The following is a 23,430-nucleotide window of genomic DNA, read 5'->3' as shown; positions in this document are numbered from 1 at the left end:
TATATGTTTGAAAACATATCTGTGTATTTATTACGCAGATAATTGTTTTGATTCAAAATACAATATTTATATTTGCGTCATATTAACGCAGTTTTTAAAATGAGGAAATTATGAAAAAATTAGTTTTAGCTATTGGAATTATATTGTTGTCCATGAATGGTTATTCTCAGGGATCCGGAAACTTTGAGATTGTAAAGAATGACAATGGGCCAGCATTGGGCTATTCTCTGAAATCCGGAGTTAAGATTTTGACCGTAAACGGACTGAAATTTAAAGACCTGAACAAAAACGGAAAACTGGATAAATACGAGGATTGGCGTTTACCCATTGAAGAACGAGCCAAAGATTTGGCTGCGAAAATGAGTGTGGAGCAAATAGCCGGATTGATGCTTTATAGTGGTCATCAGGCTGTTCCGGCTAATGAATTTGGTTTTGCAGCAGATACTTACAACGGCAAGCCTTTCTCTAAAAGTGGTGCTAACGCTTGGGATTTATCGGATGCGCAAAAAAAATTCTTGAAAGATGATAATCTGCGACATGTGTTGCTGGTGGGAGTTAAAAGTCCCGAAGTGGCGGCTCGATGGAGCAACGAGATGCAAGCCTATGTGGAAGGTATCGGGTTGGGTATTCCTGCAAATAATAGTTCCGACCCTCGTCACTCAGGGCAGGTTACAGGCTCTACCGTGGCTGAGTTTAATGCAGGAGCAGGTGGCGAAATATCGGTTTGGCCTGATGGTTTGGGCATGGCGGCTACTTTTGAACCCGAATTGGTGAAGAGATTCGGACAAATCGCAGCTCAGGAGTATCGGGCATTAGGTATTGGTACGGCTTTGTCTCCACAGATTGATTTGGCAACAGAACCTCGCTGGTATCGTGCAAGCATGACTTTTGGCGAAAGCCCTGCATTGGCTACAGATATGGCTCGTGCTTATATTGATGGTTTTCAGACTTCGTACGGAAAAGATGAAATTGCCGACGGTTGGGGTTATAAAAGTGTGAATGCCATGGTGAAGCACTGGCCAAGTGGCGGACCCGAAGAAGGTGGACGTGACGGGCACTGGGCGTTTGGTAAGTTTGCGGTTTATCCCGGCAACAATTTCGAAACACACCTGAAACCTTTTACCGAAGGAGCGTTCAAATTGGATGGCAAAACCAATATGGCTTCGGCTGTGATGCCTTACTATACAATTTCGTACAATCAGGCAAAAGATGGAACAAATCTGGCAAACGGATTCAGTAAATATATTATAACAGACCTCTTGCGCGAAAAATACGGCTATGATGGTGTTGTTTGTACCGATTGGATGATTACGGCAGATGAGGGTAAAAGTCCCGGCGATTTTATGGGAAAACCTTGGGGAGTGGAAGCCAAAACTGTTGCAGAAAGGCACTATATCGCCCTAATGGCAGGAATGGATCAGTTTGGAGGAAACAACGAAATGGGTCCTGTAATTGAGGCATATAACATGGGGGTGAAAGCACACGGAAAGAAATTTATGAGAAACAGGTTCGAGCAATCGGCCGTTCGCCTGTTGAAAAACATCTTCCGTCTTGGCTTGTTCGAAAACCCATATCTTGATACTCAGGAAAGTGCAAAGATAGTAGGTAATCCTGAGTTTATGCAAGAGGGATATGATGCTCAGCTTAAGTCGATTGTGATGTTGAAGAATAAAGGAAATGTATTGCCTATAAAAGAAAGGAAGACTGTATATATACCTGAAGTATATTCACCGTCGGTGAAGGATTGGTGGGGCAATTGGTCGAAACAAAGCCTTCAAATGCCTGTAAGCCTCGATTTACTTAAAAAATATTATGATATAACAGACGATCCGTCGAAAGCCGATTTTGCCATAGTGTTCATTTCCGGTCCATACAGCAATAACGATGGAGGAGGATATGACAAGAAAGACCGTGAAGCAGGAGGTAATGGCTATGTGCCTATCACGCTTCAGTATGGAACATATACCGCAGAGGATGCCCGTGAACATAGTATTGCTGCCGGCGATCCTGTGGTGGCCCCGACAATAACAAACCGCTCGTATAAAGGCAAAACCGTTACGGCATCCAACACAATGGATTTGAGATCGGTATTGAACACACGGGAAATGATGGGCGACAAGCCTGTTATAGTAGTGACAAACCTATCTCGTGCAATGATATTCAATGAGTTTGAAGACAAAGTAGATGCTATTTTGGCACGTTTTTCGGTGAAGGAGCAAGCTGTATTGGATATTATTTCGGGCAAATATGAACCATCGGGACTTCTCCCTATGCAAATGCCGGCTAATATGTCGACAGTTGAGAAACAATACGAAGATGTACCGTTCGATATGGATTGCCATAAAGATACCGAGGGTAATGTATATGATTTCGGTTACGGACTGAATTGGAAAGGTGTAATAAAAGATGCACGTACAGCTAAATATGGGATAAAAAAATGAATTAAATCTTTATAAAGTATATGAAAACAATATTGAAAAATATAGGATTAATAGTTGCTTTGGCTCTTCTTTCGGCAAATGTTAATGCTCAGAATAAGGAGGCGAACGATTCTATCAAAGCATCTAAAGCAGAACAAGGCGGTGACCGTAATGTAATGCTCAATGCCGCTTCGGCCAATGCGGGGCCTCGTAACGTAAACATCGGTCTTCCTGCCAGTGTTGGAGGTACTACGGTGTTGGAAAACGATCTTCCGGTAGTGTATTTCTTTTGGCCTGAGATGCCGTTTAAATCGTGGCGTATGGATGCCATGACAAATGGAGTAAAACTTCTCGATTTGGGACAGACGGCTATCAATATCGGGGATGTTGGCTTTTCGGTAGGGACTTACAATAACTTGGGTACTGATAAATTCGGAGGGAATATCGGGTTAAATTCCAATCACTTCGGCTTGTTGAACGGGACGGCAAACTTTAGTGGGCCTATAACAAAAAGAGGTTTGAAGTTTTCGGTAGGTGCATTTGTTAACTACGACCCCGGAACGTATAAAGTGAAAAGCAATAATATAGACAGGTATTTTAGCGATCAAACTCAACTCTATAAAGTGGCGTTGACTCAAGATTATAAGTTTGATGGAGGTACAGGGTCGATCTCGGCATTTTATAAATATGCAAATTCGAAGTCGATGGCTATGCAGCAATATGCTCCATACAAATACCATCTGGATGGATCGGTATCGGAACTTGACGGATTTAAAATTGGTAGCGACAACTACATTGCTACTCAGAAATTTAAAGTGCGTGATGCCCGTACAGGAGAGTTGGCAGAGCGTGACGCTTTGGATGACTATGGGTCGGAAAGTAACACCGTGGATTTGATATGGAAAAATAAGCTCAACAACGGGCTGAATATTAACTTCGTAGGACGTTATCATGATGCTAAATCAGGAATGTATCTGCCTATCATGACCGGAATAAGCGAAGATGGTATGTCGCAGGGTGTAATGGCATTGGCTTCGAGAAAAACGCCGATCAGGTCGTTGACAACATTGTTCGAAGTAGGTAAAAAGTCAGGAAACCATGACTGGCGAATCGGGTTTAATCAATGGAATTACAACATAGACAAATTTACCACCGAAGGTGTTCTGTACAACCAAACTGTTGAAGCCAATCCGCAAGTGATAAGCGGCAGTGAAATATATGGAGCTATTAATGAATATCATGACGGGTCTGAAAATAAAACGGCTCTTTTCCTTACCGATAAGTGGGATATAGCGAATATCTTGACACTGAATCTAGGGGCTCGTTTCGAGTATCAAAACCTCAGAGGAAATTATATTAACAATAAGGATATTGTTGCAGACATCCCATATTTGTCGAACAAGAAAACCAATATAGACAAAGATTGGTTCAATAAGGCATTTATGCTGAGCGCAGTATACAAGATGACTAAGAATTTCGGTTTGCTGGGTGAAGCAACGTATAACGAACAGGCAGGACACTTGGAAAACTATTCGGCTGGTAACGAGCCAAATATAAAGAAGTCGAAAATACCGGGAGCCGGATTCGGGGTGTTTTTCAATCATTCTTTGTTCAGTTTAGTGTCTAAGGCTACATATATCAAGCGTGACGAATACCGTTCTACCGTGAACTTTTCGAGTGCGTCGGGTGCTGTGGAACGTGCATTGGCATCGTACGATATAGAAACCATAGGTTGGACTACGGATGTTATGGCTACTCCGTTTAAGAATTTCAATTTGCACCTGTTGCTAACGTTGCAAGCTCCTAAATATAAGAATTATACAGGAACAGTTCATTTCGGGTCAACCGGAGAATCTGTTGATTATAACTTCAACGACAATACGGTGACAGGAGTGTCGAAGGTGTTGATAGAAATAGATCCCAGCTATCAATGGAGAAATTTGAGAGTTTGGGCAAGTGCCCGCTACTTTAGCAAAGAGTATGCTAACCTTACAAACTCTTTATTTTTCAAAGGTCGTTGGGAAACTTTTGCAGGAGTGAATTACAACATAAGCAAAAATCTGGAATTGAATGTAAGCGCAGTCAACCTGCTGAACCAACGGGGTGCTCAAGGTACTATTTCGGGTGCAGACCTGTATACGGAAGATGAGGCAAAAAACATGGAGGGCAGAATCCTTTCAGGAACATACATTCGTCCCTTCACTATGGAGTTTGGCTTGAAATATAAGTTTTAATAGAAAATATTGAACCGAACGAAAACGGAGGTGTCCTAAAAGTAAATTTCAATGTCTTTTTGTCATCCTGAACAGAGTGAAGGATCTGCTTTTAGAAAGTTCAGATTCTTCGTTACACTCAGAATGACAAGGATGAGTAACACTTTAATAGTGCAATCTTACTTTTAGGACACCTCTTTTATTGTTGATTTTCGTTTGTTACTGGTTCAGTATGTGTATTGTCTGGCATGCCACCAATGCCGCAGTCTCGGTACGTAGTCTGGATGTTCCCAGGCTGATGGGTTCGAATCCGTTTTTTAAAGCTTCGGAGACTTCCTTTTCACTGAAATCGCCCTCCGGTCCGATCAGTATCAACGCATCCTCACCTTGTTTATACAAGTCTTTCAGGAGTGATTTTTCTTGAGGATGGCAATGTGCAATAAATTTTCTTCCCTCAAATTCTTGTTGAATAAATTTGGAGAAGGGTATCATATCGTCCAATTGAGGTAACGTGGCTTTTTGCGATTGTTTCATTGCCGAAACAAGTATCTTTTCGAAACGGGAGTTTTTTATTTCTTTCCGTTCCGAATGTCGGCAGAGTAGGGGAGTAAGCCTGTTTATTCCTATTTCCGTTGCTTTTTCGGTAAACCACTCAGAGCGGTCGTTGTTTTTGGTTGGGGCAAAAGCAATATGCAGATTATATGCCCAATCGTTTGGTGCTTTTATAGTATTGATTATTTCAACGATGCAATGTTTACCCGCCACAGAAGCTATTTGAGCATCAAAAAAATCGCCTTGTCCATTGGTTATCAATATTTCGTCGCCCACGGTTTTGCGGAGTACTTTTACACAGTGTTTTGCTTCTTCTTCGGGCAGTTGATTATTAATGGTTATGTCGGGGGCAAAAAAGATTGTTTTTTCCATTCAGTAAATAGATCTGCGACTTTATTTGTGTTTAATAGCTTCCTTTTTTTTCCTGATCTCGTCTCTGATAATGGAAGCCAGTTCGTAATCTTCAATTTCGAGGGCATCTTTAAGCATCTCTTCCAATTCTTCGTTCGACAGTACCGAATATTGATTGAAGTTGCTGTTTTTTATTTCCTCAATCATAGATGCTTGTGCTTCTACCGTTTCCGTTTCGCTATCTTTTACGGTAACAGCCAACTTGCGCATAATGTCTTCCGTCGTATAGATGGGCGAATTTGTGCGTAAGGCTATTGCTATGGCATCGGAAGTTCTCGATTCTATTTCGATAGACTGGTCGCATTGTACCAAGTGCAGGCGGGAATAGAACACTCCGTCGTCGTATTTATAGATGAACACTTCCTGTAAATTTATTTCGAAACGGTTTATAACGGTTCTAAACAGGTCGTGCGTTAGCGGGCGGGGTGGGGTGGTTTCGTGCAAGCGAAATGCTATTGATTGCGCTTCGGGAGTGCCGACAACAATCATTAGACGACGCAAGCCACCAATCTCAGACATAACAAGTCCGTAAGTGCCGGATTTACTCTGATTGAATGAGAATCCCAATACTGATAGTTTTACTTTAACTTCCATCTTGATTCTTATTCTTCTTATTACACAATCCTTTTTTTACTACAACAAATATAACTTTTTTTCTTAGTAGAAAACGTTTTAATCGGATTTTTGTTCATATTTCGCCGAAAAAATGTAAATAATTTATGAATATAAGGTATATTTGTGCCCCATTAGCAGTTATTGGTATGAATCAAACTTTAAAGGAACTTGTCAAATACGGAATCGTGGGAGGTATTGGAGCTCTTGTCGATTTTGGTATTTATTATTTGCTGACTTCTGTTTTTTTTGCATCATACCCCATTGCGGGATTGGTGTGCGATATATATGAAAGTTTGGGTGTTAAATCGGATATAGCCACTTCCAATATACTTATTTCCAGTTTTATCGGGCAGTTTTTCGGAGCTGTGAACAATTTTATACTGAATGGATATTTTACGTTCAAAGTCAGTGACAATAAGCTGAAACGTTTCATGCCCTATCTGCTGGTCTTCTTTTTAGGCATAATCATAAGCACTTTATCGTTGACCATAATGCTCGATTATATGGGCATAGACAACACGGTTGCCAAAATAGTAGCGATGGTTGTTGTTGCTATGGTTCAGTTTACGCTGAATAAGTTTGTAGTGTTCAAGAAAAAGGAAGAAAAAATAGAATCTCTTTAATTCCACAGATAGTTGAGGTCCGATTGTTCTTCGGCAATCACCCAGTTCGATAATCCTTTTTTCCACACTAAAGTTTTTTTGCTGAGTTTTCCTTCAAAACAAAGCTGTTTCAATTCGTTCGGGTCGAAAGGTCCTGCCTGTTTTTTATCGATAACGATGTAATATTTGGGAGTTGCAGCGTCAGGGTTGTTTGTTTTCCGTATACTTTGAACAGGCTCTGCTTCTTTTTTTATTGTTGTGATTGTAATTTTTTTAACGTCAAAATCAAAAATTCCAATGCCGATTTTCTCAAACTGATTTTTTATTCCGCTATACAACAATTCTGATATTTCGTCACTATCGCCGGATAGTTTGTTTGTCTTGAGTAATGATTCTTTTAATCCTTTTGAGATGAGTGATAAAAGTATCTCGTTCATGTCATTGATGCAAAATGTCTCTTTTTGTCCTGATATAGATTGAATGAGAGTTACAGGGTTGGATACGTTGAAAGAATATAGTCCCGAGATGTATATTTCGTATTTGTTCTGATCCTTGTCTTCTAGTGCGAAGTATGGTTTTGCACTCCACTCTATTTGTTTGTATCTGGCGGTGCTAAAGAAAAAAATGTCAGCTTCGAAAGGTCGGTTGTATGTGTATCTCCAACTTTGTAGTGCCGAAAAAATAGGTAAGGAATTCTCGTTCAATTGATATTCGCCTGAAGAGAAAATATCGCCGGTTTCTTTGTCATGAAAAAATATAGCCTGATAATCTTCCGGAACAGAAATCGTGGCATTGTATTTTATCCGATATCCGTGCCTGTCGAATCTGTATGATATGATATTGTTTTCGTTATTGTCAAATTTTATAGTGTCAATAGTTTCGTTTTGAATATTTATATCGGTGCTCATTGCAATTCGTATTAGTCTTAATTATGGTGCAAATATAATTAATTTTGTTATTACGAACCTGTAAATCAATGCTGTTTTTTCGAATAATATTTTATGAAAGAATAAAATTTTCTTTGTTTTAGGTAGTTCGGGTTGTCTTGGTTTTCGTAAGCCTCTCTTTCGAATGAGATATTGTAATATGCCTCCATGCTGTTTCGGTATTGAATGAGGCGGAACAACCATTCGAAAACGTAGAAAATATAGAAAAAAAGAAAGAGCATTTCTTTTGCCTGAGCCGTGTGTATAGACTCGTGGTTCAGTTGTATGTTGGTCAGAGTGCCATGTTCTTTCCGTACAAATATGATCCCGAACAAATTGATAGCCTTAAACTTTTTCGTGGGCAATATTTTATTATAAATAATCTTCATAAATTTTTTCTGCACATGCAATTTATAAGGTGATCGTTGATGTATCCAACAGCTTGTAAATGAGCATAACAAATGGTAGATCCGAAGAATTTGAATCCTCTTTTCTTCATGTCTTTACTTATCTTGTCAGAAATTTCCGTCGAGGCAGGAATTTCCTCCAACGTCTTCCAATGGTTGATGATTGGTTTTCCGTTGGGAAGAAATGATTTCAGATAGTTGCAAAACGAGCCGAATTCGTCTTGTATTTTCAAGAAATGTTGAGCGTTTGTAATTGTTGACTCGATCTTTTTCCTATTGCGGATGATCCCCGCATCTAGCATCAATCTTTCAACATCTTCGGGGGTGAAGTTTGCTACTTTTTCTGCGTCGAAACCGGCAAATGCTTTTCTGTAATTTTTTCTTCTTCTGAGGATTGTTATCCAACTAAGTCCGGCCTGTGCACTTTCCAAAACGAGAAACTCGAACATCTTTTCGTCTGAGGTAACTTCCTTTCCCCATTCGTTGTCGTGGTAATCTACATATAAAGGATCGGTTCCGCACCAACCGCAACGTTGCATTTCTTTATTTTCCATTCGTCATAATATCTAAATGTGTAAAATTATAAAAATATGCGGATTGGTAGTTCAAAAATGCAGGTTTTTATTGAGCAAACCCCAGAGAACAAAGGAAGGGTGGGGTGGTTTGTAGGGAGTAGGCCTCTGGTTTCCCGAAAGATTTGTCATGCTGAGCATCGCGAAGCATCTATAAAAACAGTCAACAGTTAACCCGTAGTGCATTTAGGTCTTTGATGTAAACTCATTTATTATAAGACTCATATTGGTTTTGTCATTTTGAACGAAGTGAAAAATCTGTGTATTTTCAATCCAGATCCTTCGTTTTACTCAGGATGACAATGTAAATATGTATTATGTTTCAGTTAATTATCTTTTATTTTCTAAATGCACTACGAGTAACAGTTAACAACCTTGTGTTATATAAAAACAGATACTTCTTTGTTTATAATGTGAATCAGTAGTTGAAAAGTGTTCAATCATTTTATATAATACCCTGCGCGGAATTAAAATTCCTTGCATCCCCTTTGCCCCAAGCCGCAAAAGGAATCAAAAAGGCTTTCTGTGACCGAGGCTTCTTGCCGACCCACTATACAGCTTAATAAGCTGAACAAAAAATAACTCGCACCAAGAAGCTGTAAAATTAGAATGGTCTGGTAATGCTCAAACAGCTTTTTGTTCTTATCGCTTATCTGCGCTGTGTGGGTACCCCGTCAATCAGCCAAATGTCACGTTTACACCCGTCAGGCGAAACGGCATCTGCTTCGCAGGCGGGGACACGTTAAGCGAAACAAGGCGTAAAATTGAACACCTCCCCAACCCTGCTCCAAAAGAGGGGCTTGCTGGGGGTGTGTCAAAAGTAAATCTCAGTGTCTTTTTGTCATCCTGAACAGAGTGAAGGATCTGTTCTATAGAGCTTAGATTCTTCGTTGCACTCAGAAACAACGTTCGAGGAGCGAAGGCGACTCAAAAGGAATGCAAGTAATCTTTGATTACGCGCAGTGTATTAATAAACTCAACTACTGATTGGCATTTATAATAAATCCAAATATTGTATAAGATATGAGAGAAAAGTAACGATAATTATAAAAAAGATTTTTTTCTTTTTAAAGAATAACTGAAAGCCGTATCTTTGACCATCTAAAAAAAACAAATAATGGTACTAAAAAATAAACATATAGTTCTAGGAATAACAGGTAGTATAGCTGCATATAAGGCAGCATCTTTGGCTCGCCTTCTGATTAAGGAAGGTGCTGAGGTTCAGATTGTAATAACTCCTTCCGGTAAAGAGTTTATCACACCTGTTACTTTGTCGGCACTGACAGGTAAAGCTGTTGTTAGCGAATTTTTTACGGCTAACGACGGAACGTGGCATAGCCATGTCGACTTGGGCTTGTGGGCAGATATGATGGTTGTTGCGCCGGCAACAGCGGCAACGATAGGCAAAATGGCTAACGGAATAGCAGATAATATGCTAATTACCACATATATGTCGATGAAAGCGCCTGTGTTGGTTGCTCCTGCAATGGATTTGGATATGTTTGCACATCCGTCCACCACTCGCAATCTGGATATTTTGCGATCGTATGGAAACGTGATTATTGAGCCTGCATCGGGCGAATTGGCTAGTCACCTGATTGGAAAGGGTAGGATGGAGGAACCTGAAAATATTGTGAAATCGATAAAGGAATATTTTGAAAAAAGAGATTCGTTGTCAAAAAAAAAAATACTGATAACGGCAGGTCCTACTTATGAAAAAATAGATCCGGTTCGTTTCATTGGCAATTATTCTTCCGGAAAAATGGGGTTTGCGTTGGCCGAAGAATGTGCCAATAGAGGAGCAGAGGTTGTTCTGATTGCAGGGCCGGTTTCTTTATCGTGTAAACATCCTAATATCAGTAGAATAAACGTGGAATCGGCAGACGAAATGTATGAAGCGGCCACGGCTAACTTTAAAGATGTGGATGCTGCGATATTGTGCGCTGCGGTTGCAGATTTCAGACCAGTGGAGGCTTCCGATAAAAAAATAAAACGTCAGGGAGACAACCTTACATTAACACTTGTTCCGAATAAAGATATTGCGGCTCGTTTGGGTGAAATGAAACAGGAGCATCAAAAAATGATTGGTTTTGCTTTAGAAACAAACGATGAGGAACGAAATGCCACAGATAAGTTAAGAAGAAAGAATCTGGATTATATTGTTCTTAATTCGTTAAATGATGCTGGTGCGGGATTTAAAGTTGACACAAATAAAATATCAATTCTGGATAGAAGTGGAAATCGGGTAGATTTTCAGTTGAAGCCGAAAGCAGAGGTGGCAAAAGATATAATAGATACTACTTTGCTGTAATAAGTAGTTGTATGATAGAATGTTGAAAGTATGAAAAGATTGTATATAGGAGGCTTGTTGTTTTTTACATTTTGGAATGTTGTTTTCTCTCAATCGTACAGGAATCCGATGGATTTCCCGATGATTCTGAGTGCTAATTTTGGCGAACTGAGAAGCAATCATTTTCATAGTGGTATAGATATCAAGACTCAGATGGCTGAGAACAAGAGGGTGCATGCAATAGAAGATGGTTATGTGTCACGGATCGTGGTGTCACCTTCGGGCTATGGTTTGGCTTTGTACATAGACCATCCGAAAACGGGGCATACAAGTTTGTATGGTCACCTGAACAGTTTTGCTCCCCAAATTGCCAAGTATGTAAAGGAAAAACAGTATGAGAGTGAAAGTTATCGTGTCGATTTGACTTTGGAAAAAGATGCGATTCCGTTGAAAAAGGGAGATTTCATTGCATATAGCGGAAATACGGGCGGATCGTTGGGTCCTCATGTTCATTTCGAAATCAGGGATACGGAATCGGGCAGAGTTCTTGATCCGCTTGTGTATTATAAATCGCAAATAACGGATACAACCAAGCCTGAATTCAGGGGTATTGCTGTGTATCCGATATCGGGAAAAGGAGTTGTAAATGGTTCATCATCACCTGTCAGACAGAATATTACAAAGAATAAGAAAGGTGAAATTCAGGGATTGAAAACCACGATGGAGGCATGGGGTAAGATTGGTGTGGGAGTGAAGGCGTACGATAGAATGACCGGTACGACAAATGTTTATGGAGTGAGAAATGTGAGGCTATTGTTGGATGGTAATGAGATATTTAACTCCACCATTGATGGATATTCGTTTGACCAGACAAGGATGATCAACACTTTTGCCGATTATGATGCTTGGATTAAATCGAAAGATTGGTATATGAAATCTTTTATAGAAGATGGTAATAAACTTCCGTTTTATAACTCAACAAATGGTAGCTATATAGAAGTAAATCAGGAACGTATATACAAATTGAAGTATGAGTTGACTGATTTGTACGGAAATGTGGCGACATACGAGTTTTCCATAACAGGAAAGAAGCAGAATATACCAACCGAGCCTGCTTGTTCTTTATATATGCCTTGGGATAGGGATAACAGATATATAAGTGACACGTTTTCGTTGATTATTGAGAAAGGTAATCTGTATAATGATTGTTGTTTCAGCTTGAAGAGAATCCCTTCGCAGCAATATTTATCAGATGTGTATCAGGTAAATAATAATGCGGTTCCGTTGGATAAAAAAGCGGAAATGAAAATTAAACTTAATATTGATACTTTGAATCAAAAATCTCAATATGGGATTGTTAGGGTCAGAAATGGGAGTAAGTCGTGGATTGGCGGAGTTTATGAGGATGGATTCTTAATTGGTTCAATTCGTGAGTTAGGTAGTTCTTATGCTGTGTATTATGATAATACACCACCTGCGATAGAGCCTGTGCAGCCGATCGGATGGGTAAAGCAAAAGAATATAAAAATTCGTCTTTCGGATAATCTAAGTGGAATTAAATCGGTGAAGGGAACTATTGATGGAGATTATATTCTTCTGACGAATGATGTGAAATCGCCAGTGTATTCGTATGCTTTTGATGATGAGAAGTTACAGAAAGGGCAGAATCATCAATTGAAAATAATCGTATATGACAGGTGTGATAATATGTCGGAGTATACGTATGAGTTTTATTATTAGAGTCTTTGGATTGCAGAAGAAAAATATACGCATAAATTTTCGGAAAATATTTTGTATTTAGAAAAAAGTGCATATCTTTGCAACGCTTTTGAGGAAAAGCACAATGCTAAACTAGCATTGGAGAGATGGCAGAGTGGACGATCGCGGCGGTCTTGAAAACCGTTGACTGTAACAGGTCCGGGGGTTCGAATCCCTCTCTCTCCGCTTTTTATTAAAATAAAGGCAATTTATAAGCACCTATTCAGGTGCTTTTTTTTATGCCCATTATTATAATAAGCGTTGATTTACAATTGATTGCAATTATAAAATGGGATTTTCTCACCCCCTGTACCTCTCACATTCAAAGGTTTTCAAGACTTGGTGATTGCAGCCAATTGCAGCCCATTTTTAATATTAGAATTAAAAAATGCAACGATTATAATATTATAAATTATATAAAAGAACTATTTAACACCTTCATTCAAAGATAGTTATAATAGATTTAGCATCCAAAAAAATTAGGCTGCATTTCATAGAAAATTGGCTGCAAATATTCTATTAATATTCCAATAATCATATAACTTACTGAAAATCAATATGGCTGCAAAAGTCAAATTTTAGGCTGCATTTTAACTTAGTACCTATTTCGACCACCCATATTAACTACTGTATAAGATAGCTTGCCTATATTAGTATTTCTTCTACAACATTCATAGGCAAAACTTAAACTCATTACATAATCATCGTGACACCCTGAACGTGCAGCATACTTAATTGTTCTTGATGCAGCATTCCAAGTTGCTGAAAAATTATTCAACTCATTTATTAAATCAGCATTATTGAGAATTTTAATATCACCCTTTTCAAAGGCTAATATTAAATTCTCTATTATATAATTCTTATTCTGTTGCAGTGTATAGAATGATGTTAGTTTATGTTTTGTCTTTAATTTTAAAGCATCAAAAAAGAAATCACCAATTGAATTTGTTTCAACAATGGTGTCAATTGGTTTATAATGGTTAATCACTGCTGCAACCTTATCTACAATTACATTGTAATCTAACTTATTCCAACTATCCTGATATATAACCTGCTTATCTGATACTCGCATACACGTTATTACAGTTTTATCGTCAACACGCCCTATATCAACCCCACAAACTACCCTATCACCAACATTATAATTAAAATCATTATTAATACAGTTGTCTATATTTTTAAATAGATTACTCGCATTATCAATAAATTCTGCTTCATATTCTTGTAAGTAGATATGTTCAGGTAAATTATCTTTCGCATCCTGTAATTCATCTGAACTTATCATAGGATTAGCAGAAGTTGGGAATGTAAAAGATTTATAATTGGTGTAATATGAGTTCAAACCCATTTGAAACAACTTACTGAACCAACCCACCTTACCACGAGGTGTTGATAATGCTATTACTGTTTTAGCCAATGATGCAATTGGCTTCACAATGGCATTAAAGCAATCATCATTCATCAAGGCACTCTCATCTACGAATATTCTTGATGCAGATAAACCCCTTAGATTTTCAGGTTTTTCAAATGAAAAAAACTGTATTGTACTGTTGGTGCTGAATTTGAATTTAAGGTCTGTAACATTAACTGCTTTATTACCCTTCCTACTTAGATAGTAATGGAAGTTATCTCCTAATGAATTGTGTAATACCTCAAATAATTCTTTTGCTAACTTGTATGTTGGAGTAAGGAATATAATTTTCTCATTGGTATTTGATAAGGCATAAAATAGTGCCTGATTAAGCATTGCTAATGACTTGCCAAAACGCCTCCCACAAGCCAATATAAGATACTTAACAGATGGATTATTCAGTAACCAATTATGTATCTGTTTTTGCCCTGAATGGGGTGTATATAGTTGTACTGATGGTTGTGATTTTGGTGTATTCTTTTTTACCTCGTTTTGTCTATTATGTAGATTAATTATATTACCCTTAATATGTTTTGCCTTACTCATATCAATTTTATAATATTGATATTAAAGGGTATAAATACAAAAGGCAACATCATGTATGTTGCCCTCTATTATAAAATGCTTCCAATTATAATTTATTCGTTATTATCTTCTGATGTAGATACAGTTAAATCACCAAATGAAATTTGTATTGGTGCATCTGTATTAACTGTTACCTCTGATTTTTCCACATATAGATTCATCAATTTATTCATAGTATCAACAGCTTTGATTGAATTAGCTCTATCATTGTTAGTGATAGCTGAATTAGCAATTTTTTCTAATGTTGCCATTTGTCTATTAATTAACCTATCTATATTCTTCTGTGTGGACTTATCAATTAAATCATAGGCTTTTTTGATATACCAATTAACATTGGTGTTACTACAATTCCATTCAGCCATATATTTACGTCTTATATCTTCACAGTTCTCCATATTGATTAAATCCCTGCTTACTTGATATATTCGTTCCTGTACTTCTGCTTTATTTTGTGTTTTCTTTATTCTTCCCATCACCTAAGTATTTATTTTATTGATAATTGGAATGGGTTAATTATATTTGCTTAATAAATTCTTAATATGAAAAATATATCTGAATATTGGAAAGCTTATAATAATCTTGTTAATAGTATTGATGATAATGATATTAAAGATGCTTTAATAAATGCACAGAGATATGTGAATGGCTTAACTGATGGTTGGTTTGGTTTTTATTACGAATTTGAAAAAGTTATTCAGATAAATGAAATTAAATTAACAAAAGAACAATTAGATATAAGTAAGTTTCTATTATTGGATTTATTATCTGCATTGAATAATAGATAAAATAGGTTGTGGAATGAGTAGTTCCCAAACCCTATTTTATATAACAGATTAATAATCATTATAATAAGACACATTTATATATATCATTTATTATAATTGGCTGCATATTTTAATATGATAATCAATTACTTATGTCATTCTGTCAGGTGTTGGAAGATGAAAATGTAGTGAATAAATAGTTGCAAATGAAACAGAATTTTTCAGGGTGGACTTCCAAAAGGTGGAAAATCAACTTTTCATTACTATTTTCAACCTCAAAATCATTATTAAAAATAAATAACCTAATAATCAGATAATTATATTACAATTCTATTAATTTCATTTTCAAATAGATATTTATAAAAATTCAATTCATTATAATTCAATATCTAATATTCAAAGAATTACACAAAAAAGGGTGGAAAAACCACCCTCTCAACTATCATTCTTTATTCTTTTTACTTTTCTTTTTTACAGTTTTTTGTTCAATCACATCAACCAATCTATCATTACTTAATTTTGTATCTTCACTATCAGGTTCAATTATTTCATTTCTTAGAGCATCATTTATATTTGTAATTTCCTCCCTAACTTGTTCCAATGTTACAGGATTTTCAATTTCAATTTTTACTTCTTGTTCCTTAACATAGTTCTTCAATTTTAGCACCTTGACACGAAGACACGACCCACAATTTGTATTTTTTTCTGATGTACCAAAAACTTCATTATAGTAGTCAGTAATTATTTGGCTCTTATATATTTTTGATTTTTCTGTTTGTTGAATTAATTCTTTTATCTTATTTATATCCATATTTGTATTTTAAATTATTGATAATTATTATTCTATGCTGTTTTTATCTTCATTATAATATTTCCAAAATATTACGAATGCTGTTATTATTCCACATAAGAAGTAGCCCCAAGAACCAAGCGTATAAGCAAATATTGTTTGTCCTGTTAGGGTTAACCAGAATGTTGTGCAGGGTTTACAGTTAAATGGCTTTCTATTCAATATTGGGTGTAAATCTGCTATTCTTGTACCAATGTTTTCAGTTAGCAACCAAGCTGTTGTAATGGCTATTGCATTAATAGCTGTGTAGGTGATTAATATTATTAATATGTTCATAATCGTTTGTGTTTAAATTCTTTATTTATTTGTTCTTTTATTTTTTTTATTGTCTCAGCTATCCTTGATTGAGGAATATTAGTTATCTCTGATAGCTTCTTATAAGTCATTTTATAGTTGGGGTGCTTTTTTAGGTTCATATAAATGATGAATAATTCCCTGTCTATATCATCTTCAATATTTTCTTCCAACCATACTTGAATATCGTTAATTAATTGAATATTATTTTGATATGTGATTTCATCTTCTTCACTATCATCTATTACATCAATTGTTGAAGTGGTTGTGAATTTTGCTTCATTCTTGGTTTGGGTAATGGTGTAATTAAAGAGATTGGTAAAATAACTTGTGTTCCAATAATATCTTAAATTGCTTGTGATAACCCCACCATATTCAATATATCTATACACCTTGTAATAGGTATCTGAAATTACCTCATCATTAAATTTATTCTTACTGATTAATATAGTCTTGATATCATCATAATTATCTTCAAACCATTTATTAAACTCTTTTAATCGTTGGGTTATTTCTGGGGTGATTACAGGTTTAATATTATAATTGATGTATGTTTTTCCTTTATTGTTTCCATATTCCCCACCACGTCCATTACCTGCATAATTATACTGTTTCATCTTGAATATATTTATCTATCTTATTGTCTGTGAGGTAGAAATCTAATAGATTTTCTTTTGCATCTATAAATTGAGTTATAGAGGATACAGTGTATATATCTGCTAAATCAGGTGGCAACAGATACATCAACTTATCTTTTTTATCCTCTCTGTCAATGGTTGTGTTTTTGGGAGAAAATGAAATTTCAGATTTTATTTCACCATTTTCAATTTTATCTTTAATTTTTGATATGTCCCATCTATATACCTTATTATCGTCTAATGTGTAATTCACATAATAAGGTTGGTGACAATACAATAGGTTTTCATATTTTAATGCTTCGAGGTAAAAGGTGCTACGAGTGGTTTCTCTTTCTTTTACTTCAATACCTGCGTGTGTCTTTTTTATATTTATATCCCAATTTGAAAATTGATTAGTATATTCAAAATCTATATGATGCTGATAACCTTGTGGTTTTAGATAATAATTAGCAATTATAGACCTACTTAAAAATTCTTGGATAAGGTGTTTTTCTTTATCTGTATATTTTCTTTCTTTTAATTTATTATCTATTTCATTTACTCTTTCTTTTAAGTTGTTGGTACTCATTTTCTTTCATAGTTTTTCTTTTTATTTATTTGTGTTTAAAAAAATATTAATTCTTCAATACTTTTTAAAGCTTCTTTTAATTGTTGGTGTTTGTAATATTCAATTACTTGTTCTCTATATAATAATCTAACTTCTTCTGTATTTAAGCCATATTTTGATGATTCAATTAGTAATTGATTTTTGATTACATCGTAAGGGATGTTACAGGCTAGAAATGTATATACATCTGTGTTGTTGGTGATGTATTCCTTTATATCAACCACTTTTATTAGTTTGTTGATATATCTTTCTAATAATTCTTTTAATATTTTATCCATATTCTTTTTTGTTTATAATTATAAATAGTTTGGTAAATTGAAAAGTGACATATTTTGAATAATTATTTTTCAATTATTTTTTCTGTTTATATATAAATAGAAAAATATAGGAGAAAGTAAATAGTTATATAAAAAACAATAACCCCAAATCATCACGACTTAGGGTTATCTAAACAATAAAAAATTAATAAAATAAAAATCTATGAAAGATTTTCAAGCACCTGTTGCAGTGGTGCTACCTGTTTATATTTAATTATTTAACTTGCATATTCGTTTATTAGATTTTTAATCTGCCTTGGTGTCATTTTTCTATCTTTCAATGTTTTTTTCAATATATCAACTGTCGTTGGTTGGTCTTTTATTTTATCCCAATCGAAGTTGTTTTCATTGTATGCCTCATCAGGAATAACACCATCAATGAAATCATCAATTTCTTTTTCTGTATTTGGTGTAGAAATTTCTTCATCAGGTGCAGATGTTGGGATTGCATTATTTATTAATACTTTTATATTTTCTGCCATTTGTTTTTGTCTTTGTTCGTTTTCTTCTTCCTGTGTTAATGCAACTTCTTCATATATTGGGTGTTGCTTGCTCATTGCAATCTTAACAGGCTGCCTATCTGCCATATTAATTATTTTAGTTTCTTTTTTTACCTCAGTTATTGAGGTGGTTTCTTCAATTTTTTTAATTGGTTCTTGTTGTTGTGATTTGTTGTATCTGAATTTCTCCCAAGCCTCAATTAAGTTTTCTCTACTAAATTCAAAAAATGAATATCCTAAATCATTTGATAACTGATTGAAGTTAATCAGAATGCAGTTTGTTTTTCCACCATCGTTTGACCTACCTAAAAATGATTTGATATAACCTAACTCGTTCATTTTCTTGAAGAAGGATAAAACAGTATTCTTCGATAATTTAAATTTATTCTCCAATGCTTCTGTTTTTAACATCAGGTGGAATTGTTTACTTTCGTTGTTGTAATATCTTTTCAATTCATAATTTGAACCTGCTAAGGATATTAGATAACTGAATATCATCATATCTGTTATGTTGAAGTTGTTTATCTTCAACAGGTCTAGGCAATTAACGCTAAACTCTTGGAATTTTACTTTTATTTCTTTCATCTTCTTTTGTTTTTTCTTTTTATTTAATCCTTTCATCTTTGGTTATCAGGTTGTTTGGGATTGAGATAAGACGAAAGATAAAACTCCCAATCCCTGTTTCTTCAACCTTTATAATTATAAATATGTCACCATCTGCGAAAATTCACTTTTTGGTGAATTTTTTTTTCATTTTTTTCAACATTGGTAAAAATCTTCAATGTCTTTTTCTTTCTGCCACTCACAATATTCTGCATAATCCTCTTCTGTTGGAAGATTATTTTCAATTAGTTCACTGTATGTTATGTAGTCCAACTGCTGTTGGTAATTTCTGTTTATTTTACTCATTTTCAATTAATTTAATTGTTTAACATCCCTGCAACAACACACAATAGCTTATAGCCTCAACGCAGGTGAATTGAGGTAAAAGGGGATAGAATAAGCATCAGCACAATCATCATCTGACTGTGCGTAATTCTACCTTATATATTATTATGTTATTCGAGGATTTGTTATTTCACCACTTCGAGGTTGAAGGGAATAAAGCAATAACAAGTTTGGAAGAACATAAACAAAATTTATATCACTATCCAAGTTTTAATTAATTAAGTCTTGGAAGAACAACAACCAATGCTATGGTTGCGATACTACTTTGTTTATTGATTACACTGCAAATATACTAACATTTTTTCACACTACCAAATATTCTGCTAACTTTTTTCAATTTATTTTAAGTTAATTAATTTTGGAGTAATTAATTTGTTTGCTAAATTTGCAACCCTCGTTTTTCAGTCGATTTAAAGCCTTTAAATTTCTGCTTTGAAGTCTTGTTTAACTTCCAAATAAAAACATCAAAATTCGTTCTTAAATCATCTTGTTTGAGGTTTTTTAGGTTTTGATATTGGTGTGTTTTTTTCTTCTTCTGGCTTCATCCTACCAAAAAGGATAAGAGAAAATAAATATAAATAAAAAATTAATAATTATTAATTGATATGGCAACAACATAGCCATGTTGATTGCCTTTATTGTAATTAAATTAATTAATAAAAATAAAGAAAAGAAATATTCAAATAAATGGTTGGAGGGGTGAACCATCGTGAAACCCTCATTCCACATAATTATAAATTTATTTTATAATTATAATATAACTTTATTATTATAACTATTTTCATATTAATAATAATACTAACTATTAAGAGGAAATGCAGAATTTGTTAACATCTATAAGAAATGAAATAATTTATACTTCCTTGTAGATGCAAAAACTGAATCTCTTATAGAAGATTAAGAAAGAAAAGGTTGAAACTACTGTTTTTCATTCCAACCTTTTACTACTGTTTTCATTTTAATTACTTGTAAATCGTTTGATTCCACGTTCTATTATTGTAACAAAAGCATCACAACACACTTCAACTTTATAATTATAATTTTCAACAAGTTCTTTTAATTCTTCAAGAAGTTTTCCTTTACTCTCAGCGCATTCATTCAGATTATTCAACTTTACTAATATTTCTTGTTTTAAAGATTCAAGTTCTAATGAAAAATGATTTTTGAAAACACCAATTTCTTCTATTTCTTTATCTGTTAGAAATTCGCCCAATTTACAAATTGAACTTCTATCAGCAGAATCAACAACCCTTAAAATCTCTTTTGACCAATCCCAAGGATTTAGACCCCAATCAGCAATACTACCATCACCTAATGTTTGAATATCAATATCATATTCCCTTAATGTTTGAATATCTATCTTAAAACCACACATCACATTTTTGTTTGCCAATTTTTTTTTAAGTTCCAATTTGGCATCAATTAATTCAAACATCCCATCCACATCACTACTTATAACTGCATCAGGCATTAATTCATTTTCTAATTTAAACAGGGTTTTAATTCCATCAATTATTTCATTTTTTTGTTCAGGATATGACATCTCTTTATTTTTTTCGAAATACTTGATTAAATACTTATATCCTATTGGATAATTTTCTTCTAAAATTGCACCAAATTTTTTCACTACATTTTTCATAACTTTTTTATGGTTACCTGTACACCATCAGGTTTTAAATTATTAAAAAATTATATTTGTTTATCCCTCCAATCAAGACATAGTTTACCCATTACCATAATTCGCTAATTATAGTTTTATTTATGCCTTATAATTTTATTAATTATAAATACTGTTGGTGGGTAACACAGTATTCATTTTTAAACCAACACCTCACAAGTAGTGTTAAATTTTAATAATACAAAGATATATTTTTGTGTTTAGGCGACCAAAGAAAAATGGACTTTTCCTCATCAATTACATCAATTAAAATCCTTTGGTAGTGTGAGTTATATTTTGTATATTAATATAATTAGTTAAAATAATAATATACAAAAAACTTATTTTAACCAATGTTAATTTGTAAATATCTTCTTACATCTATTCCAAATATTCAATCTATCAGTTAATCCATTATATCCACCATTTATAATTTTAGTAACTCGTTTAAATGCTGTTTCATCACCATTATCAACAATGTTATTTAGTTTTCTGTTGTTCCACCACCAACAGGCAGACTTAACAGCAAATTCAGGTGTTGCCAATAGTTCAGGTTGATTGACGAATGGAACGCCCCAAGCCATAGATAATTGTGTATAATTTGCCCTTCCTGTTATCTGTATAAGTCCACGACCTTTATATTTTCTTCCATCCCCTTTTTCAGTGTTTCCAAGGTCTTTGCGCCCCTCGTATGCTGCACCTGATGCAAGTTCTTCATTGTATTTTAATTGTCCTGATTCGTGCCCTATTTGAGCCAAAAACATACATATTCTATTGGGTGTATTGATTTCAAATTCTTGCATATATTGATTAAGATATTCAATATATTTTTCTCTGTTAATCATTGTAGATGAAGGATATATCTGTTTTAATTGTTCAAGTGTAATTTCCATACTTTTTTTATAATATGGATAATTTTTCTTCAAATAAATTTGCATATTAAGCAAATGCTTATTATATTTGTAGAGTCAAATTAATAATAAGAGTATTAACCAACCAAAAATTTGAAATGATGGGAAAAGAAAATGATGAAGAAAAAAGAATGATTAAAATTATTCTTGATGCTTACAATTCCAAAGAGGAATTAAAAAATCGAAAAGGGGCACAAGAATACATTGATAGCCTACTTGACAGGTTGAATGAGTTAGAAAACGAAGAAGAAAATGATGAAAAAGACCCCTCTGAATAAGAGGGGTTAACCCTTAAAAAATAAATAATATGAGTGCAAAAGATTATTTTAGTGATTTAGAAAAATATAAAGCCTGTAAGACACCTGAAGAAAAAGCAGAATTTGAAAAATATTTATTTGAAAAACATTCAAATTTATCTGCTGATGAAGCTATGGAGAACTTACAGGTAATTAGTGATAGGATTGATGAATTAACCATCAAACAAAAATTAGAACCTATATTACCATATATTTCTTTATCCACTGTTGCCAAAGAATATTTTGGAAAAAGTAGAAATTGGTTATACCAAAAAGTAAATGGGAATATTGTAAATGGGAAACCTGCTAAATTTACAGACGCTGAATTAGATACATTAAAGTTTGCTATTAAAGACATAGAGAAAAAACTTCAAATAGCATCTTCATCTATTTTGATGGGGTGATACTTTATTAATTTGACGATTAAGAAGTTTTTTCAGGGTTGGTTTATTCCAACCCTTTTTTTATCTCCATCAAAAAAGGCGTTCATGTGAACGCCCTATACATCAATTTTTCAATTATAAATTGAATTTTTATTCTTCTTTATCTCCTTTTATCTTGTTATATATATTTGTTTTATAATTGGTGTCAATTCCAAATAATGCACCTACGAAAGTCAAAATTTCACCAAATGCGATTAATATAGAATTATCAATTATACCTATTGGTGGTATGAATAAACCACAAATTAATAGAAAGCACCCCACAATTATAAGAATACAGGATATTATATATTGGAACTTTATTTTATGTTTCATTTTTAACTTACACACTTTATTTTATTGATAATTAGAATTATAAATTTCCAATGGTTTTTCTTGCTCTATTTGCTAAAAATGTAATACCACTATTATATTTCATCTTATTACTACCTGTACCATTCTTA

At 34.3% G+C, this 23,430-nt stretch carries 24 protein-coding genes and 1 tRNA gene; 9 read left to right on the top strand and 16 right to left on the bottom strand.

The features are described from left to right. Positions 1–152: 152 nt before the first annotated feature. Both D0T56_RS13685 and D0T56_RS13680 read left to right on the top strand, forming a co-directional pair. Complete coding sequence (locus D0T56_RS13685) at positions 153–2,441, top strand: glycoside hydrolase family 3 N-terminal domain-containing protein (protein ID WP_370458808.1); 2,289 nt, start codon at positions 153–155, stop codon at positions 2,439–2,441. A gap of 20 nt (positions 2,442–2,461) precedes the next feature. Beyond that, positions 2,462–4,654 carry a TonB-dependent receptor gene (locus D0T56_RS13680; RefSeq protein WP_163320725.1) on the top strand — a complete coding sequence of 731 codons (2,193 nt, stop codon included), beginning with the start codon at positions 2,462–2,464 and terminating at the stop codon, positions 4,652–4,654. Between the two features lie 198 nt (positions 4,655–4,852). Here the strand turns inward: D0T56_RS13680 and D0T56_RS13675 are convergent, their stop codons facing one another. Together D0T56_RS13675 and D0T56_RS13670 are read right to left on the bottom strand one after the other, a co-directional pair. Further along, on the bottom strand, positions 4,853–5,557 hold the full coding sequence (locus D0T56_RS13675; protein WP_163320724.1) for a 16S rRNA (uracil(1498)-N(3))-methyltransferase: 705 nt from the start codon (positions 5,555–5,557) through the stop codon (positions 4,853–4,855). Positions 5,558–5,578: 21 nt separating this feature from the next. Beyond that, a complete protein-coding gene (locus D0T56_RS13670) occupies positions 5,579–6,190 on the bottom strand; it encodes a bifunctional nuclease family protein (protein WP_163320723.1) in 612 nt (203 codons plus the stop codon). Between the two features lie 167 nt (positions 6,191–6,357). Between D0T56_RS13670 and D0T56_RS13665 the strand changes: the two genes are divergently transcribed. Beyond that, positions 6,358–6,834 carry a GtrA family protein gene (locus D0T56_RS13665; protein WP_163320722.1) on the top strand — a complete coding sequence of 159 codons (477 nt, stop codon included), beginning with the start codon at positions 6,358–6,360 and terminating at the stop codon, positions 6,832–6,834. Here D0T56_RS13665 and D0T56_RS13660 read toward each other — a convergent pair. The 3 genes from D0T56_RS13660 to D0T56_RS13650 all read right to left on the bottom strand — a co-directional run bounded on the left by D0T56_RS13660 (position 6,831) and on the right by D0T56_RS13650 (position 8,700). Further along, on the bottom strand, positions 6,831–7,721 hold the full coding sequence (locus D0T56_RS13660; protein ID WP_163320721.1) for an SPFH domain-containing protein: 891 nt from the start codon (positions 7,719–7,721) through the stop codon (positions 6,831–6,833). The two genes, D0T56_RS13665 and D0T56_RS13660, sit on opposite strands and share 4 nt — an antisense overlap. A gap of 65 nt (positions 7,722–7,786) precedes the next feature. Further along, complete coding sequence (locus tag D0T56_RS13655) at positions 7,787–8,128, bottom strand: hypothetical protein (RefSeq protein ID WP_163320720.1); 342 nt, start codon at positions 8,126–8,128, stop codon at positions 7,787–7,789. Beyond that, positions 8,125–8,700 (bottom strand): DNA-3-methyladenine glycosylase I, encoded by a 576-nt coding sequence (locus D0T56_RS13650; RefSeq protein WP_163320719.1) that lies wholly within the window; start codon positions 8,698–8,700, stop codon positions 8,125–8,127. Before D0T56_RS13650 ends, D0T56_RS13655 begins: the two co-directional genes overlap by 4 nt. Positions 8,701–9,835: 1,135 nt before the next feature. Between D0T56_RS13650 and coaBC the strand changes: the two genes are divergently transcribed. The 3 genes from coaBC to D0T56_RS13635 all read left to right on the top strand — a co-directional run bounded on the left by coaBC (position 9,836) and on the right by D0T56_RS13635 (position 12,952). Further along, positions 9,836–11,029: a bifunctional phosphopantothenoylcysteine decarboxylase/phosphopantothenate--cysteine ligase CoaBC gene (gene coaBC / locus D0T56_RS13645; RefSeq protein ID WP_163320718.1), complete on the top strand. Its 1,194-nt coding sequence runs from the start codon at positions 9,836–9,838 to the stop codon at positions 11,027–11,029. Positions 11,030–11,059: 30 nt separating this feature from the next. Then, complete coding sequence (locus D0T56_RS13640) at positions 11,060–12,748, top strand: M23 family metallopeptidase (protein WP_163320717.1); 1,689 nt, start codon at positions 11,060–11,062, stop codon at positions 12,746–12,748. Between the two features lie 119 nt (positions 12,749–12,867). After that, a tRNA-Ser gene (locus D0T56_RS13635) sits at positions 12,868–12,952 on the top strand. A gap of 409 nt (positions 12,953–13,361) precedes the next feature. Here the strand turns inward: D0T56_RS13635 and D0T56_RS13630 are convergent. Both D0T56_RS13630 and D0T56_RS13625 read right to left on the bottom strand, forming a co-directional pair. Next, positions 13,362–14,723 (bottom strand): terminase large subunit domain-containing protein, encoded by a 1,362-nt coding sequence (locus D0T56_RS13630; RefSeq protein WP_163320716.1) that lies wholly within the window; start codon positions 14,721–14,723, stop codon positions 13,362–13,364. A 92-nt stretch (positions 14,724–14,815) separates the two neighbouring features. Further along, positions 14,816–15,235: a hypothetical protein gene (locus tag D0T56_RS13625; RefSeq protein ID WP_163320715.1), complete on the bottom strand. Its 420-nt coding sequence runs from the start codon at positions 15,233–15,235 to the stop codon at positions 14,816–14,818. Positions 15,236–15,301: 66 nt separating this feature from the next. On the opposite strand from D0T56_RS13625, the gene D0T56_RS13620 reads away from it, so the two are divergent. Then, positions 15,302–15,547 (top strand): hypothetical protein, encoded by a 246-nt coding sequence (locus tag D0T56_RS13620; RefSeq protein WP_163320714.1) that lies wholly within the window; start codon positions 15,302–15,304, stop codon positions 15,545–15,547. Positions 15,548–15,968: 421 nt separating this feature from the next. Here D0T56_RS13620 and D0T56_RS13615 read toward each other — a convergent pair whose 3' ends face one another. The 9 genes from D0T56_RS13615 to D0T56_RS13575 all read right to left on the bottom strand — a co-directional run bounded on the left by D0T56_RS13615 (position 15,969) and on the right by D0T56_RS13575 (position 22,230). Then, positions 15,969–16,337 (bottom strand): hypothetical protein, encoded by a 369-nt coding sequence (locus D0T56_RS13615; protein ID WP_163320713.1) that lies wholly within the window; start codon positions 16,335–16,337, stop codon positions 15,969–15,971. Positions 16,338–16,364: 27 nt separating this feature from the next. Next, positions 16,365–16,652, bottom strand: a complete 288-nt coding sequence (locus tag D0T56_RS13610; protein ID WP_163320712.1) for a hypothetical protein — start codon at positions 16,650–16,652, stop codon at positions 16,365–16,367. After that, on the bottom strand, positions 16,649–17,287 hold the full coding sequence (locus D0T56_RS13605) for a sigma-70 family RNA polymerase sigma factor (RefSeq protein WP_163320711.1): 639 nt from the start codon (positions 17,285–17,287) through the stop codon (positions 16,649–16,651). Before D0T56_RS13605 ends, D0T56_RS13610 begins: the two co-directional genes overlap by 4 nt. After that, positions 17,274–17,876: a hypothetical protein gene (locus tag D0T56_RS13600; protein ID WP_163320710.1), complete on the bottom strand. Its 603-nt coding sequence runs from the start codon at positions 17,874–17,876 to the stop codon at positions 17,274–17,276. Before D0T56_RS13600 ends, D0T56_RS13605 begins: the two co-directional genes overlap by 14 nt. A gap of 35 nt (positions 17,877–17,911) precedes the next feature. Then, positions 17,912–18,193: a hypothetical protein gene (locus D0T56_RS13595; protein WP_163320709.1), complete on the bottom strand. Its 282-nt coding sequence runs from the start codon at positions 18,191–18,193 to the stop codon at positions 17,912–17,914. 257 nt (positions 18,194–18,450) lie between these two features. Continuing rightward, positions 18,451–19,353: a hypothetical protein gene (locus D0T56_RS13590; protein ID WP_163320708.1), complete on the bottom strand. Its 903-nt coding sequence runs from the start codon at positions 19,351–19,353 to the stop codon at positions 18,451–18,453. 138 nt (positions 19,354–19,491) lie between these two features. Continuing rightward, complete coding sequence (locus D0T56_RS13585) at positions 19,492–19,641, bottom strand: hypothetical protein (RefSeq protein WP_163320707.1); 150 nt, start codon at positions 19,639–19,641, stop codon at positions 19,492–19,494. A gap of 997 nt (positions 19,642–20,638) precedes the next feature. Then, positions 20,639–21,319 carry a hypothetical protein gene (locus tag D0T56_RS13580; protein WP_163320706.1) on the bottom strand — a complete coding sequence of 227 codons (681 nt, stop codon included), beginning with the start codon at positions 21,317–21,319 and terminating at the stop codon, positions 20,639–20,641. 374 nt (positions 21,320–21,693) lie between these two features. Further along, on the bottom strand, positions 21,694–22,230 hold the full coding sequence (locus tag D0T56_RS13575) for a glycoside hydrolase family 19 protein (RefSeq protein WP_163320705.1): 537 nt from the start codon (positions 22,228–22,230) through the stop codon (positions 21,694–21,696). Positions 22,231–22,346: 116 nt separating this feature from the next. Between D0T56_RS13575 and D0T56_RS13570 the strand changes: the two genes are divergently transcribed. Beyond that, entirely contained in the window at positions 22,347–22,526 is a 180-nt protein-coding gene (locus D0T56_RS13570) for a hypothetical protein (RefSeq protein WP_163320704.1), read from the top strand. A 29-nt stretch (positions 22,527–22,555) separates the two neighbouring features. Next, positions 22,556–22,948 (top strand): DUF5053 domain-containing protein, encoded by a 393-nt coding sequence (locus tag D0T56_RS13565; RefSeq protein ID WP_163320703.1) that lies wholly within the window; start codon positions 22,556–22,558, stop codon positions 22,946–22,948. The last annotated feature ends 482 nt before the right edge of the window (positions 22,949–23,430 follow it).

Origin of the sequence: Dysgonomonas sp. 520, from assembly GCF_010501095.1 — a bacterium.
Lineage (GTDB): Bacteria > Bacteroidota > Bacteroidia > Bacteroidales > Dysgonomonadaceae > QVMP01.
This window is presented reverse-complemented; position numbering and strand designations above follow the sequence as displayed.

What these genes read in the sequence shown, in the direction of transcription:
- D0T56_RS13590 (WP_163320708.1), bottom strand. Translation starts at nt 19,353, where the DNA reads ATGAAAGGATTAAATAAAAAGAAAAAACAAAAGAAGATGAAAGAAATA.
- D0T56_RS13625 (WP_163320715.1), bottom strand. Translation starts at nt 15,235, where the DNA reads ATGGGAAGAATAAAGAAAACACAAAATAAAGCAGAAGTACAGGAACGA.
- D0T56_RS13565 (WP_163320703.1), top strand. Translation starts at nt 22,556, where the DNA reads ATGAGTGCAAAAGATTATTTTAGTGATTTAGAAAAATATAAAGCCTGT.
- D0T56_RS13585 (WP_163320707.1), bottom strand. Translation starts at nt 19,641, where the DNA reads ATGAGTAAAATAAACAGAAATTACCAACAGCAGTTGGACTACATAACA.
- D0T56_RS13650 (WP_163320719.1), bottom strand. Translation starts at nt 8,700, where the DNA reads ATGGAAAATAAAGAAATGCAACGTTGCGGTTGGTGCGGAACCGATCCT.
- D0T56_RS13620 (WP_163320714.1), top strand. Translation starts at nt 15,302, where the DNA reads ATGAAAAATATATCTGAATATTGGAAAGCTTATAATAATCTTGTTAAT.
- D0T56_RS13610 (WP_163320712.1), bottom strand. Translation starts at nt 16,652, where the DNA reads ATGAACATATTAATAATATTAATCACCTACACAGCTATTAATGCAATA.
- D0T56_RS13570 (WP_163320704.1), top strand. Translation starts at nt 22,347, where the DNA reads ATGATGGGAAAAGAAAATGATGAAGAAAAAAGAATGATTAAAATTATT.
- D0T56_RS13615 (WP_163320713.1), bottom strand. Translation starts at nt 16,337, where the DNA reads ATGGATATAAATAAGATAAAAGAATTAATTCAACAAACAGAAAAATCA.
- D0T56_RS13640 (WP_163320717.1), top strand. Translation starts at nt 11,060, where the DNA reads ATGAAAAGATTGTATATAGGAGGCTTGTTGTTTTTTACATTTTGGAAT.
- D0T56_RS13665 (WP_163320722.1), top strand. Translation starts at nt 6,358, where the DNA reads ATGAATCAAACTTTAAAGGAACTTGTCAAATACGGAATCGTGGGAGGT.
- D0T56_RS13685 (WP_370458808.1), top strand. Translation starts at nt 153, where the DNA reads ATGAATGGTTATTCTCAGGGATCCGGAAACTTTGAGATTGTAAAGAAT.
- coaBC (WP_163320718.1), top strand. Translation starts at nt 9,836, where the DNA reads ATGGTACTAAAAAATAAACATATAGTTCTAGGAATAACAGGTAGTATA.
- D0T56_RS13670 (WP_163320723.1), bottom strand. Translation starts at nt 6,190, where the DNA reads ATGGAAGTTAAAGTAAAACTATCAGTATTGGGATTCTCATTCAATCAG.
- D0T56_RS13595 (WP_163320709.1), bottom strand. Translation starts at nt 18,193, where the DNA reads ATGGATAAAATATTAAAAGAATTATTAGAAAGATATATCAACAAACTA.
- D0T56_RS13660 (WP_163320721.1), bottom strand. Translation starts at nt 7,721, where the DNA reads ATGAGCACCGATATAAATATTCAAAACGAAACTATTGACACTATAAAA.
- D0T56_RS13580 (WP_163320706.1), bottom strand. Translation starts at nt 21,319, where the DNA reads ATGAAAAATGTAGTGAAAAAATTTGGTGCAATTTTAGAAGAAAATTAT.
- D0T56_RS13575 (WP_163320705.1), bottom strand. Translation starts at nt 22,230, where the DNA reads ATGGAAATTACACTTGAACAATTAAAACAGATATATCCTTCATCTACA.
- D0T56_RS13675 (WP_163320724.1), bottom strand. Translation starts at nt 5,557, where the DNA reads ATGGAAAAAACAATCTTTTTTGCCCCCGACATAACCATTAATAATCAA.
- D0T56_RS13655 (WP_163320720.1), bottom strand. Translation starts at nt 8,128, where the DNA reads ATGAAGATTATTTATAATAAAATATTGCCCACGAAAAAGTTTAAGGCT.
- D0T56_RS13600 (WP_163320710.1), bottom strand. Translation starts at nt 17,876, where the DNA reads ATGAGTACCAACAACTTAAAAGAAAGAGTAAATGAAATAGATAATAAA.
- D0T56_RS13605 (WP_163320711.1), bottom strand. Translation starts at nt 17,287, where the DNA reads ATGAAACAGTATAATTATGCAGGTAATGGACGTGGTGGGGAATATGGA.
- D0T56_RS13680 (WP_163320725.1), top strand. Translation starts at nt 2,462, where the DNA reads ATGAAAACAATATTGAAAAATATAGGATTAATAGTTGCTTTGGCTCTT.
- D0T56_RS13630 (WP_163320716.1), bottom strand. Translation starts at nt 14,723, where the DNA reads ATGAGTAAGGCAAAACATATTAAGGGTAATATAATTAATCTACATAAT.